Annotated in this window: 12 protein-coding genes; 7 read left to right on the forward strand and 5 right to left on the reverse strand. The window is 71.8% G+C overall.

Going from position 1 to position 14,558, the window contains the following annotated elements:
* The first annotated feature begins 90 nt into the window (after nt 1-90).
* The 3 genes from sigJ (at nt 91) to FH610_RS09045 (ending at nt 2,583) form a co-directional block, all read left to right on the forward strand.
* On the forward strand, nt 91-1,026 hold the full coding sequence (gene sigJ, locus FH610_RS09035) for an RNA polymerase sigma factor SigJ (protein WP_139573835.1): 936 nt from the start codon (nt 91-93) through the stop codon (nt 1,024-1,026).
* 145 nt (nt 1,027-1,171) lie between these two features.
* Nucleotides 1,172-2,368, forward strand: coding sequence for a cytochrome P450 (locus FH610_RS09040; protein ID WP_139573836.1), 1,197 nt, complete (start codon nt 1,172-1,174; stop codon nt 2,366-2,368).
* A gap of 20 nt (nt 2,369-2,388) precedes the next feature.
* On the forward strand, nt 2,389-2,583 hold the full coding sequence (locus tag FH610_RS09045) for a ferredoxin (RefSeq protein WP_139573837.1): 195 nt from the start codon (nt 2,389-2,391) through the stop codon (nt 2,581-2,583).
* Between the two features lie 181 nt (nt 2,584-2,764).
* Here FH610_RS09045 and FH610_RS09050 read toward each other — a convergent pair whose 3' ends face one another.
* The 4 genes from FH610_RS09050 to fbaA all read right to left on the reverse strand — a co-directional run bounded on the left by FH610_RS09050 (nt 2,765) and on the right by fbaA (nt 6,788).
* Nucleotides 2,765-3,691 carry a glycerophosphodiester phosphodiesterase family protein gene (locus tag FH610_RS09050; protein ID WP_139573838.1) on the reverse strand — a complete coding sequence of 309 codons (927 nt, stop codon included), beginning with the start codon at nt 3,689-3,691 and terminating at the stop codon, nt 2,765-2,767.
* Nucleotides 3,692-3,764: 73 nt separating this feature from the next.
* A complete protein-coding gene (locus FH610_RS09055) occupies nt 3,765-5,048 on the reverse strand; it encodes an adenylosuccinate synthase (RefSeq protein WP_139573839.1) in 1,284 nt (427 codons plus the stop codon).
* A gap of 190 nt (nt 5,049-5,238) precedes the next feature.
* Nucleotides 5,239-5,661, reverse strand: coding sequence for a DUF3151 domain-containing protein (locus FH610_RS09060; protein WP_139573840.1), 423 nt, complete (start codon nt 5,659-5,661; stop codon nt 5,239-5,241).
* A gap of 104 nt (nt 5,662-5,765) precedes the next feature.
* Complete coding sequence (gene fbaA / locus FH610_RS09065) at nt 5,766-6,788, reverse strand: class II fructose-bisphosphate aldolase (RefSeq protein WP_139573841.1); 1,023 nt, start codon at nt 6,786-6,788, stop codon at nt 5,766-5,768.
* A gap of 176 nt (nt 6,789-6,964) precedes the next feature.
* On the opposite strand from fbaA, the gene FH610_RS09070 reads away from it, so the two are divergent.
* Together FH610_RS09070 and FH610_RS09075 are read left to right on the forward strand one after the other, a co-directional pair.
* Nucleotides 6,965-7,645, forward strand: coding sequence for a DedA family protein (locus tag FH610_RS09070; protein ID WP_240808851.1), 681 nt, complete (start codon nt 6,965-6,967; stop codon nt 7,643-7,645).
* Nucleotides 7,646-7,779: 134 nt separating this feature from the next.
* Entirely contained in the window at nt 7,780-8,229 is a 450-nt protein-coding gene (locus FH610_RS09075) for a hypothetical protein (RefSeq protein WP_139573842.1), read from the forward strand.
* On the opposite strand, the gene pyrE is transcribed toward FH610_RS09075, so the two are convergent.
* Complete coding sequence (gene pyrE, locus FH610_RS09080; RefSeq protein ID WP_139573843.1) at nt 8,223-8,759, reverse strand: orotate phosphoribosyltransferase; 537 nt, start codon at nt 8,757-8,759, stop codon at nt 8,223-8,225. The two genes, FH610_RS09075 and pyrE, sit on opposite strands and share 7 nt — an antisense overlap.
* A gap of 188 nt (nt 8,760-8,947) precedes the next feature.
* Between pyrE and FH610_RS09085 the strand changes: the two genes are divergently transcribed.
* Nucleotides 8,948-12,598: a sigma factor gene (locus FH610_RS09085; protein ID WP_161627952.1), complete on the forward strand. Its 3,651-nt coding sequence runs from the start codon at nt 8,948-8,950 to the stop codon at nt 12,596-12,598.
* 272 nt (nt 12,599-12,870) lie between these two features.
* Nucleotides 12,871-14,442 carry an NYN domain-containing protein gene (locus FH610_RS09090; RefSeq protein WP_139573845.1) on the forward strand — a complete coding sequence of 524 codons (1,572 nt, stop codon included), beginning with the start codon at nt 12,871-12,873 and terminating at the stop codon, nt 14,440-14,442.
* Nucleotides 14,443-14,558 lie beyond the last annotated feature (116 nt).

Below are 14,558 nucleotides of genomic sequence, written 5' to 3' on the forward strand. Positions count from 1 at the left end.
GAGACCTCCCGGCATTGGGACCTCACAGTTCGGTGGGGTGTCTCGTCGAACCGAGTGAGGACGGATGCGACCAAGGGGGCCGGCGACACCATGACCAACCCATCCGGGCCGGGAGGCGGACGGCTCGACCCGAGCCTGAGCGTGATCATGAGCGAGCGGCGCCGGTTGATCAACCTCGCGTATCGGCTCCTGGGCTCCCTGGCCGACGCCGAGGACGTCGTGCAGGAGACCTACGCCCGCTGGTATGCCATGTCGCGGCAGCGGCAGGAGGCCGTCGAGTCCCCCGGCGGCTGGCTGACGACGGTCGCCAGTCGCATCTGCCTCGATTTGCTCGGCTCGGCGCGAGCCCGGCGGGAGCGCTACGTGGGCGAATGGATCCCGGAGCCGCTGCCCGAGCCCGCGGAGTGGATCGACGGGCGGCCGGGCGGCGTAACGGTCGATCCGGCCGACCGGGTCACCCTGGACGAGTCGGTCAGCATGGCCTTCCTCGTCGTGCTCGACTCGATGACCCCGGCCGAGCGCGTCGCGTTCGTCCTGCACGACGTCTTCCGCTATTCCTTCACCGAAGTGGCCGAGATCGTCGGCCGCACCCCGGCGGCCTGCCGCCAGCTGGCCTCCTCGGCCCGCCGCCGCATCCGCGACGCACAGGCTCCCGCGACCCCGGCGTCCCGGCGCGCCGGGATCGTGAGGGACTTCAAGCAGGCGTGGGAAGCCAAGGACATCGACGCCCTCATCGGCCTCCTGGCTCCCGACGCCACCGCGACCGGCGACGGTGGCGGGCTCGCCACCGCCGAGCCTCGTCCGGTCCAAGGCGCCGAGCGGATCGCACGCTTCTTCGTGGACAGGGCCAGTGCGGTACCCGGTGTGACGGTCCTGGAATGCACGGTCAACGGCCAGCCCGGTCTTGTGGGCCGGCAGGAGGGCGTCACCGTGTCGGTGATGGCGTTCGACGTCGCAGGCGACCGGATCACGCACATCTGGGCGATACTCAACCCCGACAAGCTCCGGCCCTGGACGGCGGGCTGACAACCGTGGCATTCGCTTCGAGCGCGTACGCTACGTGACCGGAATCATGAGCAATCAGTCATTGCGATATGTCAGATGATGTTGTTAGGTGGGGGGAGCGGGCCGCTCGACACATCGACCGTTTCCACTCGCACAGGAGCGTGTCATGACAGAGGCGACACCCCGGCTGGCGACTTATCCCCTGACTCGGGAACGTGCCTTCGACCCACCGGACGAACTGGCGCGCCGCCGCGCCGAGGCGCCGATCCAGCGGATGACGTACGCGGACGGGCACGAGGGCTGGCTGGTGACCGGCTACGCCGAAGCACGTGCCATCCTGGCCGACAACCGCTTCAGCACCCGCCCCGAACTGCTGCACTCGCCGATCCCCCAGCGCGGGGAGTTCCGCAGCGAGCCCCTGACGCCGGGGTTCTTCCTCCGCATGGACGCCCCCGCGCACACCCGCTACCGCCGCCTGCTGACCGGGCAGTTCACCGTGAGGCGGATGAAGCAGCTCGAACCGAGGATCCAGGAGATCACCGAGAGCCGCCTCGACGCCATGGAACGCGAGGGCGCCCCCGCCGACCTCGTCGAGTCCTTCGCACTCCCCATCCCCTCACTGGTGATCTGCGAACTGCTCGGCGTGCCGTACGAGGACCGGGAGAAGTTCCAGCGTGACTCGGCGGTGCTGCTGAACCTGAACTCCTCGATCGAGGACATCCGGGCCGCGGTGCAGAACCTGTACTCCTACCTGCACGGTCTCGTCACGATGAAGGCGAAGGAACCCGCCGACGACATACTGAGCGGCCTGGTCGCGGGCGGGGAGCTGACGACCGAGGAGATCGGCGGCGTAGCGCTGCTGCTGCTCATCGCCGGTCATGAGACGACCGCCAACATGCTCGGCCTCGGCACGTTCGCGCTGCTGACGAACCCGGACCAGCTCGCCGTCGTACGGGACGACCCGGCCGCCGTCGAGAACGCGGTGGAGGAACTGCTGCGCTACCTCAGCATCGTGCACATCGGGCCGACCCGTACGGCCCTGGAGGACGTGGAGGTCGGCGGCGCCCTGATCAGGGCCGGTGAGTCGGTGACGCTGTCCATCGGGGCGGCGAACCGGGATCCCGAGCGGTTCGAGGGCGGCGACGCCCTCGACGTGACCCGGTCGGCGCACGGGCACCTGAGCTTCGGGCACGGCATCCACCAGTGCCTGGGACAGCAACTCGCCCGGATCGAGATGCGCATCGCCTATCCCGCCCTGCTGCGTCGCTTCCCCAACCTGCGCCTGGCCGTGCCGGCGCGGGAGGTTCCGCTGCGGTCCAATATGGCGATCTACGGTGTGCACCGTCTGCCGGTACTGTGGTGAGGAAAGTCGCTGGGGGAACAATGAAGATCAAGGCGGACACCGGACGGTGTATCGGTGCGGGGATGTGCGTGCTCACGCTGCCCCAGGTGTTCGACCAGAGCGAGGACGACGGGACGGTCGTGGTGCTCGACGCCGAGCCTTCGGCCGACGTCGCGCCCGCCGTGAACAGGGCCGTACAGCTCTGCCCGTCCGGCGCGTTGTCCGTGGAGGAGTGAGCCGCACGGGCCGTGCGACGGCGACACGCTGGGCCGGGTGACGCTCAGCTACTTGACGGGCACGGTCTGATGGGCTTGGCTGGTAATCGGCTGTGAAAGCCATTCTTGTGGGTGACCCTGGAGCCCCGCCCCTGGTCGTCGAGTCGGCGCCTCGGGCGGGGCTCTTCCCGTGTCCGAGTGCTCAGGCTCCCACAGGGCGGAGCGGGGTCACCGGGTCGGGCAGCGGCAGGCCGCGGACCTTCCAGAGGCGGCGCATGCGGTCGGGATAGTCGGTGACGATCCCGGCCACCCCCATGTCGATCAGCCGGGCGGCCTCGTCGGGCTCGTTGACCGTCCACACCACGACCGGCAGGCCCTGCCGGGCCGCCCCGGTCATCAGCGCCTCGTCGACGAGCACGCGGTCGGGGGACAGCGTCGTCGCCCCCACCGCCGCGGCGGCAGTCGCGAGGTCGCCGCCGACCTCGCCGAGGCGGATGCCGTTCATCCAGGCGGGGGTCATCGTGTCGCGCTCGACCAGGGCGTACCGCCGCTCGACCAGAGGCCTGGCGATCTCCAGGATGCGCCAGTCGAAGCTGAGCAGGGCCGCCCTCGACAACCGGTCGTGCCGGTCGAGCTCGTGGACGACGTCCTCCACGAAGCGGCGCGGGTCGGCGCACAGGTCGGGACGGGTGGGATCGGACTTCAGCTCGACGTGGAGGCGCACGTGGTCGGCGCCGAGAGCGCCGATCAGGCCGAGCACCGCCCCGAGCGTCGGCATCCGGGTGTCCGGCAGCGGCACCTGCGTGAGCGCGAAGCGGTCGTCCGGCCGTTCGGGCAGCCGTACGCCGACGTCGAGGGTGCGCAGCTGCGGCAGCGTGAGCGCGATGATCGGCTTGCCGACGTAGGGGAACATCTCGTCCCCCGGAACGGCCATGCCCGTGTCGGCGCTGGTCACGGCGGACACGTGCAGGTCGTGGGTGAGCACGAGCTGCCCGTCCGCGGACATGGCGACGTCGAACTCGAGTGCGTCGACCCCCAGCTCCAGCGCGAAGGCCAGGCCGGGCAGGGTGTTCTCGGGCCTCAGGCCCCGCGCTCCACGGTGCCCGTGCAGCTCAACGTTTCCATGCACAGCGGCGTACCTTACCGCCTCGCCCGTCCGCGGCCCGGAACCCTCCGGTTCCGGGCGCGTACGCCACTAATCCTCAGATAAGGGAGCGGATCTGGATGGTCTGGGTGCGGCCCGGGCCGACGCCGATGGCCGAGATCGGGGCGCCGCTCATCTCCTCCAGCGCCCTGACGTACGCCTGCGCGTTCGGCGGCAGGTCCTCGAACGTCTTGGCGCTGGTGATGTCCTCCTGCCAGCCGGGCAGCTCCTCGTAGATCGGCGTGGCGTGGTGGAACTCGGTCTGCGTCATGGGGATCTCGTCGTGGCGGACGCCGTCGACGTCGTACGCCACGCAGACCGGGATCCGCTCAAGCCCGGACAGCACGTCGAGCTTGGTCAGGAAGAAGTCGGTCACGCCGTTGATCCGGGTGGCGTACCGCGCGATGACCGCGTCGAACCAGCCGCAGCGGCGGTTGCGGCCGGTGGTCACGCCGTACTCGCCGCCGGTCTGGCGCAGCCAGTCGCCCTGCTCGTCCAGCAGCTCCGTCGGGAACGGCCCCGATCCCACGCGCGTGGTGTACGCCTTGAGGATGCCGATGATCCTGGTCAGGCGGGTCGGCGGGATGCCGGAACCGGCGCAGGCGCCGCCCGAGGTGGGAGAGCTGGAGGTCACGAAGGGGTAGGTGCCGTGGTCGATGTCGAGCAGCGTGCCCTGCCCGCCCTCCAGCAGCACGACCTTGTCCTGGTCGAGCGCCTGCGAGAGCACGAGCGAGGTGTCGGCGATGTGGGGGCGCAGCCGCTCGGCGTAGCCGAGGTACTCCTCCAGCACCTTCGCCGGGTCGAGCCCACGGCGGTTGTAGATCTTGGTGAGGATCTGGTTCTTCTCGCCCACCGCGGCCTCGATCTTCTTGCCGAGGATGCCGGGGTCGAGCAGGTCCTGGACCCGGATGCCCATGCGGTAGATCTTGTCGCCGTACGCCGGGCCGATGCCGCGGCCGGTCGTGCCGATCTTGGCCTTGCCGAGGAAACGCTCGCTGACCTTGTCGATGGCCTTGTGCTGGGGCATGATCAGGTGCGCGCTGGCCGAGATCAGCAGCCGGTCGCAGGAGATGCCTCGCTCGGCCAGCCCGTCGATCTCGCTGAGCAGCACGCCCGGGTCGACGACCACGCCGTTGCCGATCACCGGCACCACGTCGGGCGACAGCACTCCCGTCGGCAGCAGGTGCAACGCGTACTTCTGGTCGCCGATGACGACGGTGTGGCCCGCGTTGTTGCCACCCTGGTAACGCACGACGTAGTCGACGTCGCCGCCCAGCAGGTCGGTGGCCTTCCCCTTGCCCTCATCGCCCCACTGGGCGCCAACGAGAACGACAGCCGGCATGGTTTAACTCCCGCACCAAGACGAAAGCCCCTGACGCAAGCGCGGCAGGGGCCTCTTGCACACAGAGACTACCTGAGGGGCATGCCGACGGTGAACGGAGTCTTAAGTCGCGAGACGGGCTCGCCGTCCCGCGTACGGCCCCGTTCCGGCAGCCGTCCGGAAGTCGTCCGGGCGCTCGTTCAGACGTCGTTCAGGAGTTCGCGGTGAGCGTCTCCGCGGCGGCCTGGCTGCTGTCGCGCAGGAACTGGGCGCAGCGCTCGGCCTCGTCCTTCTCGCCGATCGCCTGGGCCGCCCGGGCGAGGGCGTTCAGGCAGCGCAGGAACCCCTGGTTCGGCTCGTGCTCCCACGGGATCGGCCCGTGCCCCTTCCAGCCCGCCCGGCGCAGCTGGTCGAGACCCCGGTGGTAACCGGTGCGCGCGAACGCGTACGAGGTGACGGCGTGACCCGCGGCGAAGTAGTCGTCGGCGAGAGCGGCCCAGGCCGCCGAGTAGGCGGGGAAGCGGGCCGCCACGTCTGCCGCCTTGGCGCCCGACTCGAGCATCTGCCGCGCCTCGAGGGTGTCCGGCAGCAAGGTGGGCGGCGGGCCGGCAAGGAGGTTCTCGTGCGATTCCATGGGGACAGTCTTACCTGTCACGAGCCCGAGGGGTATGGGCCGCCCGGCGGGAACCGAAGATCGATACAAGAATGGATCTTCGGGTTTCCCGCCGGGGCGTTCCCTTACTTGATCTTGGTGCCCGCGGACTTGAGCTGCTGGCACGCCTCGACGATGCGCGCGGCCATGCCGGCCTCGGCCGCCTTGCCGTACGCGCGCGGGTCGTAGGCCTTCTTGTTGCCGACCTCGCCGTCGATCTTCAGCACGCCGTCGTAGTTGCGGAACATGTGGTCCACGATCGGGCGGGTGAAGGCGTACTGCGTGTCGGTGTCGATGTTCATCTTCACCACGCCGTACGAGATCGACTCGCGGATCTCCTCCAGGGTGGAGCCGGAGCCACCGTGGAAGACCAGCGAGAACGGCTTCTCCTTGCCGTACTTGGCGCCGACGGCGTCCTGGATCTCCTTGAGCACGCTCGGGCGCAGCTTGACGTGGCCCGGCTTGTACACGCCGTGGACGTTGCCGAAGGTGGCGGCCACGATGTAGCGGCCACGCTCGCCCAGCCCGAGGGTCTCGGCGACGGCCAGCGCGTCCTCCGGCGTCGTGTAGAGCTTCTCGTTGATCTCGCCGACGATGCCGTCCTCCTCACCGCCGACCACGCCGATCTCGATCTCGAGGACGACCTTGGCGGCGGCGGTCTTGTCGAGCAGCTCGCTGGCGATCTGGAGGTTCTCGTCCAGCGGCACGGCGGAGCCGTCCCACATGTGCGACTGGAACAGCGGGTCCTGGCCGCGCGCGACGCGCTCGGCGGAGATCTCCAGCAGCGGGCGGACGAACGAGCCGAGCTTGTCCTTCGGGCAGTGGTCGGTGTGCAGCGCCACCGTCACCGGGTACTTCTCGGCGACCACACGGGCGAACTCGGCGAACGCCACCGACCCGGTGACCATGTCCTTCACGGTGGTGCCGGAGAGGAACTCCGCGCCACCGGTCGACACCTGGATGATCCCGTCACTTTCCGCCTCCGCGAAGCCGCGCAGCGCGGCGTGCAGGGTCTGCGACGAGGTCACGTTGATCGCCGGGTACGCGAAGCCGCCCGCTTTGGCGCGGTCGAGCATCTCGGCGTAGACCTCTGGAGTCGCGATAGGCATGCGAAGTCATCTCCTTCTGACGGTATGCGGCGTGGCAAGTATCCCGAAGGCCGGGCCGATCGGGAAAGCCGGGTATGTGGGGCGCCGGGAAACCCACGGTCATTCCGCGATTCACGGTTTTCCACAGCCCTGCCGCTTCTCAGTCTCATCTCATCCGGGACAGGTAGGCTCGCCCCGTGGACGTGCTCTTGGACCTTCTTGACCCGAAGTGGTGGCTGAGCATGCTCGGCGCCTTCGCGACGATCGGCGTCATCGCCATCGTATTCGCCGAGACGGGGCTGCTCGTCGGGTTCTTCCTGCCCGGTGACTCGCTGCTGGTGACCGCTGGAATTTTCAGCACCGCCGCCGCCGCGCAGGGATTCGGGATCGCGCCTCTGTCCCTGCCCACTCTGCTGATCGGCGCACCGCTGGCGGCGATCGCGGGAGCGCAGTTGGGCCACTTCCTGGGGGCGAAGGTCGGCAGGAAGATGTTCGACAAGCCGGACTCGCGGTTGTTCAAGAGGGAGCACGTCGAGAAGGCGGAGTTCTACTTCGAGAAGTTCGGTCCCGCGAAGGCCGTGGTCGCCGCGCGGTTCATGCCGATCGTCCGCACCTTCATGAACCCGGTGGCCGGCGTGCTGGAGATGGACGCGCGCCGCTTCTTCGTCTGGAACGCCCTCGGCGGTGTCGTCTGGGTCGAGGCCCTGCTGCTGCTCGGCTATTTCCTCGGCAGCAAGGTCGAGGGCATCGACAAGTACATCCTTCCCGGGGTCTTCGTCGTCATCCTTCTCTCGGTGATCCCCATTGTGCGCGAGGTCATGAAGAACCGCCGGGCCGCCACCGCCGCCCCCAAGGGCCGCCACCACGCCCCCCGGTGAAGCCGCCGGTGGGACGCGCCGGCCGTGGGCCGGCGCCTATGGGGAGGCGGCGGATGACCTGCGGGAAAGTGCTGCCGCACAAGAAGTGACCGGTCAGTACTGAGATATGCCTCACACCCGCTACTCTCGCGATTGTGGGACGCCACAGGTCTGATCCCCTCGGCATCGCCAGGCTGGCGCTGGTCGGTCTGGCGGCCGTGCTGCTGCTCGCCGTCATCGTGGTCGGGGCGAGAGCGCTGCTGTCCACGTTCGGCTCGGAGGAGCCCGCCTCCGGCGCGGCCTCCACCCCGTCGGCGCGGCCCTCCGCCGAGCCCTCCGCCGAGCCCTCCACACCCCGCGTGCCCACCGTCCGCGTGGTCTGCCGGGCCGACCGGTGTCCCGTGTTCGTCCGGGTGCCCGGCGGCGACGTGCTCATCGACCGGGACCTGGCCCGGGGCGAGCAGGCGTCCTACTTCCAGCCCGAACTCGACGTCGTCCTCGACGACGCGAGCACGGTCGAGGTCTTCGAGAACGGAACCGCCAGGTCCCCCGGGCCGGCCGGCGAGCGGCAGGCGTTCAGTGTGAAGCGATCCGCGGATCAGTAGAGCGACAGATCAGTGAGGGAGTAGGCGGAGCGGTACGGCACGCCGGTCGCGGCCAGCGCCTCGTCGCCGCCCCGGTGCACGATCGTCGCGATGCCCACGACCTGCGCACCGGCCTCGCGCAACGCCTCCACGGCGGTGAGCACGGACCCGCCCGTCGTGGTGGTGTCCTCCACCGCGAGCACCCGGCGTCCGGCGACGTCCGGACCCTCGATCCTGCGCTGCAGGCCGTGGGCCTTGCCCGCCTTGCGCACGACGAACGCGTCGAGCGTGCGGCCGCGGGCCGCCGCGGCGTGCAGCATCGACGTCGCCACCGGGTCGGCGCCCAGCGTGAGACCGCCGACCGCCTCGTAGTCCAGGTCCTCGGTGAGGTCCAGCATCACGCGGCCCACCAGCGGCGCCGCCACGCCGTCCAGGGTGATGCGGCGCAGATCGACGTACCAGTCGGCCTCCTTGCCGGAGGACAGCACGACCCGGCCGTGCACGATGCCCTTGTTCTTGATCTCGTCCAGCAGTCTCTCGCGGTCACTCATGAGGCTCAGCGTACGGCCGGCCCCGCGGTGCGGGCCGTACGGGCCGGGTGGCCGGGTGTGGCGTGCGAAGACTACTGAGAGTAAAGAGGCCCCAGCGGTTTAGCCAGGACACGGACTGCGGAATGTATCGCCGTGCAACTCATCGTAATCGCGAGGTCGCAATGCGTAGAGAAGTCCGGCATACCGACATGGAACTGCTTGAGGCCGTGCGGGGAGGCGACACCGCGGCCTTCGGGACGCTCTACCGGCGGCACTCGGCCGCCGCGCGGTCCCTGGCCCGGCAGGTCGTGCGGAGCGAGGGCGTGGTCGAGGACCTCCTCGTCGAGACCTTCGCGAGGGTGCTCGAGGTGGTGCGGCGGGGCGGCGGGCCCGCCTGCGCGTTCCGGCCCTACCTCCTCGCGTCGGTGCGCCGCTACGCCGCCGCCGGAGTGGTCGACCTGGCCGACGGCGACTCCCTCTACGTGGATCCCGAACTCACGGGGCTGGAGCGCTCGCCGCTCGCCCGGGCGTACCGCTCGCTGCCGGAACGCTGGCGCACGGTGCTGTGGCACATGGAGATCGAGGGCGGCAGGCCCGCCGACACGGGCCCGCTGCTCGGCCTGTCGGGCAGGGCCGTGGCCCTTCTCACCCGGAGGGCCCGTCAGGGCCTGCGGGAGGCATACCTGCGGCTGCACCTGGAGAACGGCCCACGTGCCGAGTGCCGGCCGATCCTGTCCATGATCCTTCGCTATGTCGAGAACGGCCTGCCCAAGCAGGAGGCCGGCGCGGTCGACGCCCACGTGGCCGAGTGCATCGACTGCCGGTCGGTCTTCCTCCAGCTGGTCGATCTCACGCAGGAACTGCGGGCCGTCGTCGGCCAGCTCGTCGCCGGGCCGGCCGTGGACGACTACCTCGCCGACCTCGCCACCGCGGCCGCCACGGGCTCACGGCCGTACGGCGGCGGCATGACGAGCGGCAGGAGCGGGCGCGGGCCGAACGGCCCGGTGGGTGGCCGGGTGGGTGGCAGGGTGGGCGCCCGGGCACGGGCGCGGCTGGAAGCCGTGCGCCATCACATGGGGGCGTGGACGAGCCGTCCGCACCGCCGCGTGAGGGAGGCCGTCCGGGCCGCCCAGGGCGGAACCGGTCCGGCAGGGCGTGCGCGCGGACGGGCGGACGCGCTGCTGCGCGGGACGTACGGCCGGGCCCGGACGACGACGCGGCGCGCGTACGCGAAGGTGGGTGCGGTGCCGGGGGCGATGTACGGCCGTGCGCGAGCGATGACCAGGCGTGTGTTCGCGAAGGTGGGCCCGAAGGCGGGTGGGGTGCCGCGGGTGGCGTTCGCCCGTGCGCGGGCGGCGCTGGCGCGGCTGTCCGCACTGGTGCGGGGCGTGCCGACGCCGCATCGCGCGGTGCTGGGAGGCATCGCCGTGGCCGCCCTCGCGACCGCCGCCTTCCTGCTCGTCGCCCAGCCGGCGGGCATGCTGTTCACCGGCAGCTCGAGAGGACAGGACGGGACGCGGGCTCTGGACCGCCCGCAGCCCCCGGACAGCGCCGCCCCGCGTTCGCGGGCCGCCACCGGCCACGCCGGGTCGGCGGGCGCCGCGTCCCCGTACGCCCCGCAGAGGCCGAGCGCCCAGGAGTCCCGGACGGCCGTGAGCGCCCCGGCGCCGGAGACCGCGGACGATCCGGCGGACGTAAGCGGTACCGACGGGCCGAGCGCGGGCATCGCGCTCGGCATGCCCGAGATCACCGGAAGGGTCACCCCCGGTGCCGACCGGCGGCCGCCGCGGGAGGAGCCCACGGCAGGGGAAGCCACGGCAGGGGAAGACACGGCAGGGGAAGACACAGCGCAGAAAGCCACGGGCCAGGAGGCCACGGGATCGCTGCCCGGCCGTGGCAGGGCGGGCGAGGATCACCGGGCCCCACGCCGCGACGACGGACGACCGGCGGCCTCCGGCGTCCAGGGCCCCGCAGGCGGACAGCACGCGGGTGCCGGCCGCGAGACCGGGCGGCTCACGGGTCGCGGACAGGGCAGCGGGGGACAGGTGGGCAGGCGTGCGGTGAGCGAGCCGGATACGACCACCGTCCTCGCCGGTCGGGACCAGGACTCTCGCGACGCGGACGCCTCCGGCACCTCGGCCCCCAAGCGGGAGCAAGTGCGAGGTCAGCTCTCCCGGCGCCCCTACCAGGACCATCGCGCCCAAGCCCGCGCGCAGGGAACTACGCGGGGCAGCGTCCAGGCCCGCGCGCAGGCCGGGGCGCGGCAGGCACCGGAGCGGGCTCGTGAGCGGCGCGAGTCGCAGGCAGGCCGTCCGGCCACCGACCGCGCCCCACTCGTGCGGCCAGGAACCGCACATGGCCGCCCGCAGGCAGAGGAGCGCGGCCGTGAGGCTCGTGAGCATGCCCGATCGGGCCGGAGCGACACCGGCGGAGTCGAGAAGGCCGCAGGCGGCGGGAGAAAGGCGAAAGAGGCGCTCGTCGCCGCCGTCGATCCGCTCGGCGCCCTGCTGCGCGGCCAGTCCGGGCTCGTCGCCGTACGGCTGCGCAACGCGGGCGACGCGGCCACCGGCGAGGTCACCGCGACGGTGACCCTCCCGCCCGGCGTCCGCTACCTGGGTCAGGACGGGCGCGGAGGCCGGAGCCGCGCGGCGGGCGGCGGTACGCGACAGGGCCACGAGCCGAAGCCGGGCGCCGTGGGGCAGAACGGTGCCGTGCGGGAGGACCGCGAGCCGGGCGACGGCGCCGGTCAGGGGCGGGCGGCGGGCGGGCGCGCGGAGCGCGCGCGTTCGGGAAGCGGCGCGGGCGACGGCTGGTCGTGTGAATCGTCGGGCCGCCTGGCGTCGGGCCAAGTGGTGCGGTGCGTCCGGGGACCGCTCGCGGCAGGTGAGGTGACGGCGATCTTCCTGAAGGTGGCCGTGGCGGCGGACGCGCCCACCGGCCGGGCCTTCACGGTGCGGGTGCGGTCGGGGCGGCTGGAGACCACCGCGGAATCGACCGTGGGGGTGCGCGCATCGGGCGCGGCCGCGCGCTTCGCCGCGGACGGCCGCCTCCTCGCCCGGGTCGTCGGAAACGCGCTTGTGAGCTCCGCCGCGCCGGCCGCTCCCTGCGGAGCCGCCGTGGGCGGCCGGGATCCGGGCGTGAGCGTGCCGGTCGACCTCGACAGGGACCCCTCGACGCGTACGTCCAGTTGCGCCGATCTCGACCTGCCCGCCGGCAGCCAGGTGTTGTGGGCGGGCCTCTACTGGTCGGGCGGCGGCCGGGGGGCGGTTCCCGCGGAGGACATCCGGGTGCGCGCTCCGGGGATGCCGGGATACGCGCCCCTGCACGCCGCCGAGGTCGCCCGGCGGAATCTGCCCACCGGGTCCGGTTATCAGGCTTTCGCCGACGTGACCTCTCTCGTCCGCGCGGCGGGTGGAGGCCGCTGGTGGGTCGCGGGCGCCCCGGCGCGTACGGGAACGGTCCGGCACGCGGCCTGGGGCCTGGTGGTGATGGCCGAGGACGCGCGGCAGCCGTACACGCGGGCCGTGGTCCTGGACGCCGCGGCGGTCATCGGGAGCGAGGAGAAGGCCCTGCGGCTCCCCCTCGACGGCCTCGCCCCGGGCGGCGCGCCCGCGCGGATCGACCTGATGGTGTGGAACGGCGAGGGGGTCAGGGCGGGGGTCGTCACCATGAGTGATCGCGCTCGCGGGGACCGGGAGGACCGGAGCCGGGAGGGTGTCCTGGGCCAAGGAGACGACGGAGGCGTCGCGGTCGACACGCTCCACGCCCTCCTGGGACCCCACCCCGCACTCCAGCTCGCCACCCGGCGCGACCCCGTCTTCTTCGGCGTCGCGGTCGTGAGCGCGAGAACGTGGTCTTGACAGTTCCCCTCACTGCGGGGAGGGGAACCGACCGTCGCCGGTTCGGCTTTCCGCTTCATCGCCGGTCGCCTCCTCGCCCGTTTTCCATAACAAATTGGTGGGAGGCGATACCTGGACAAACTGGTACGGTCGGCGTGAACGCTTCCGATCCCACGGTCGTGGGCGTCCCGATCCCCCCACCAGGCGGGCGAGGGCTGAATCGCCGGGAATCACCCTCGCGGGAAGACACGCTTGTCTACCCTGAGAGAGCCACGTAGGAAGGGCGGTGTCGCGTGGATCGCTGCGCGCTGTTCGTTGACGCCGGCTACTTGCTGGCAGACGGCGCGATGGCCGTCCATGGGACCCGCCATCGCGAGGCCGTCTCCTGGGACTATCCGGGCCTGCTGCAGCTCCTGACCAACCTGTCAAGAGAGCGCACGGGCCTGCCGCTCCTGCGCTGCTACTGGTACGAGGCGACCGTCGAGGGCCGCCGTACGCCGGAGCACGACGTGCTGGCGGACATCCCCGGACTCAAGCTCCGCCTCGGCCGGATCAGGCCGGGCCGGCGGGAGGGCGTGGACGCCCAGGTCCACCGCGACCTCATGACCCTGGCGCGCAACAACGCGGTCTGCGACGCGGTCGTGGTCAGCGGCGACGAGGACCTCACTCAGGTGGTGAGCGACGCGCAGGACCTCGGCATCCGTGTGACCGTCATGCAGATCGCCGCCGACGGCGCCTGGTCGGCGGCGCGCACCCTGCGGCAGGAGTGCGACGACCTCGTCGAGATCGCGAGCGGCCATCTCCGGCCGTACGTCACGATGCTCACCGGAGCGGACCCCGGTCCCGGCCTCGGCAACGGCCAGTCCCACGGCAACGGCCTCGTCCCCCATGGGAATGGTTCGCTGTCCAACGGAACCCACCTCACCGGCTCCCATCAGAACGGGACACAGCCGAACGGGACACAACCGAACGGGTCGCAGCAGAACAGCGGCCAGTCGCAGGGGAGCCACGCCGCCGGCCTTCACGGCGGGGCGACCCCGCTGACGGGATCGCACGGCGCCCCCTCGCAGAGCGCGTCGCACGATCCGGGTGCTTCCGGCGCGGCGTCGAACGTCACCCAACCGCACGCCACGGGAACACCCGGCACGGGCACCCACAGCGGCGGATCGCACGGCACGGGCATCCAGGGAACCGGCACCCAGGGAAGCGGCACCCACGTGAACGGCACCGAGGGAAGCGGTGCCCAGGGAAGCGGCGCCTACGGCACTGGCGCGCACGGAACGGGGGCGCACAGCGGCGGGCGGTCCTCCGCCGCCCACGCGCGTCCGGCCCTTCCGGCGCAGCCGTCTCCGCCGGTCTACAACGGCTACCCGCCGGAGTCCCCGCAGCCGCCCGTGCAGCCGTCTCAGCAGCAGCGCCAGGCTCAGCCGCCCGCGAGCACCCCGCTGCCGGCTCCGCCGGCGTCCACCCCGCCCTCGCCGCCCTCGGGAGTCCAGACGCCGCCGAGCAGCCCGGTGCAGAGCCAGTACGGCTCCGGCCCCGCCGGCTACTCGCCCTCCCAGCTGGGGCCGTACACGGGTCCGCAGCCCGCTCCGGTGCCGGTCCATACGGGAGGCACCACGACGCTCGCCGAGGCGGTGAAGGCGGCGCACAAGGAGGGCCACGACTTCGGCGAGTCGGTCGCCAGGGACGCCCCCGCGCTGTGGCTGGAGGCCGTGCTCGCCCGCAAGCCCCGGATGCCGTCCGATCTCGAGGCCCGCCTGCTGCAGGGGTCCTCGCTGCCGATCGACTTCCTGCTGCACGACGAGGTCCGGCACGCCCTGCGCCGCGGCTTCTGGGACGCCCTGGAACGCGCCCGCCGCTGACCGGGCCCTTCCGTGGTCCCACCCGGGTGAGCCGGGGAGGAACGCAGCGCGTGTGCCGCCGCGCCACGCTCATCCTGACCCAGGCGGAGGCGCCCCATCCCCAGCCACGCTGAACG

Source organism: Microbispora catharanthi (assembly GCF_006334915.2).
GTDB classification, from domain to species: Bacteria; Actinomycetota; Actinomycetes; order Streptosporangiales; family Streptosporangiaceae; genus Microbispora; species Microbispora catharanthi.

Coding starts and splice junctions, on each gene's coding strand:
- FH610_RS09045 (WP_139573837.1), top strand. CDS start 2,389: ATGAAGATCAAGGCGGACACCGGACGGTGTATCGGTGCGGGGATGTGC.
- FH610_RS09060 (WP_139573840.1), bottom strand. CDS start 5,661: ATGGAATCGCACGAGAACCTCCTTGCCGGCCCGCCGCCCACCTTGCTG.
- sigJ (WP_139573835.1), top strand. CDS start 91: ATGACCAACCCATCCGGGCCGGGAGGCGGACGGCTCGACCCGAGCCTG.
- fbaA (WP_139573841.1), bottom strand. CDS start 6,788: ATGCCTATCGCGACTCCAGAGGTCTACGCCGAGATGCTCGACCGCGCC.
- FH610_RS09055 (WP_139573839.1), bottom strand. CDS start 5,048: ATGCCGGCTGTCGTTCTCGTTGGCGCCCAGTGGGGCGATGAGGGCAAG.
- pyrE (WP_139573843.1), bottom strand. CDS start 8,759: ATGAGTGACCGCGAGAGACTGCTGGACGAGATCAAGAACAAGGGCATC.
- FH610_RS09040 (WP_139573836.1), top strand. CDS start 1,172: ATGACAGAGGCGACACCCCGGCTGGCGACTTATCCCCTGACTCGGGAA.
- FH610_RS09085 (WP_161627952.1), top strand. CDS start 8,948: ATGGAACTGCTTGAGGCCGTGCGGGGAGGCGACACCGCGGCCTTCGGG.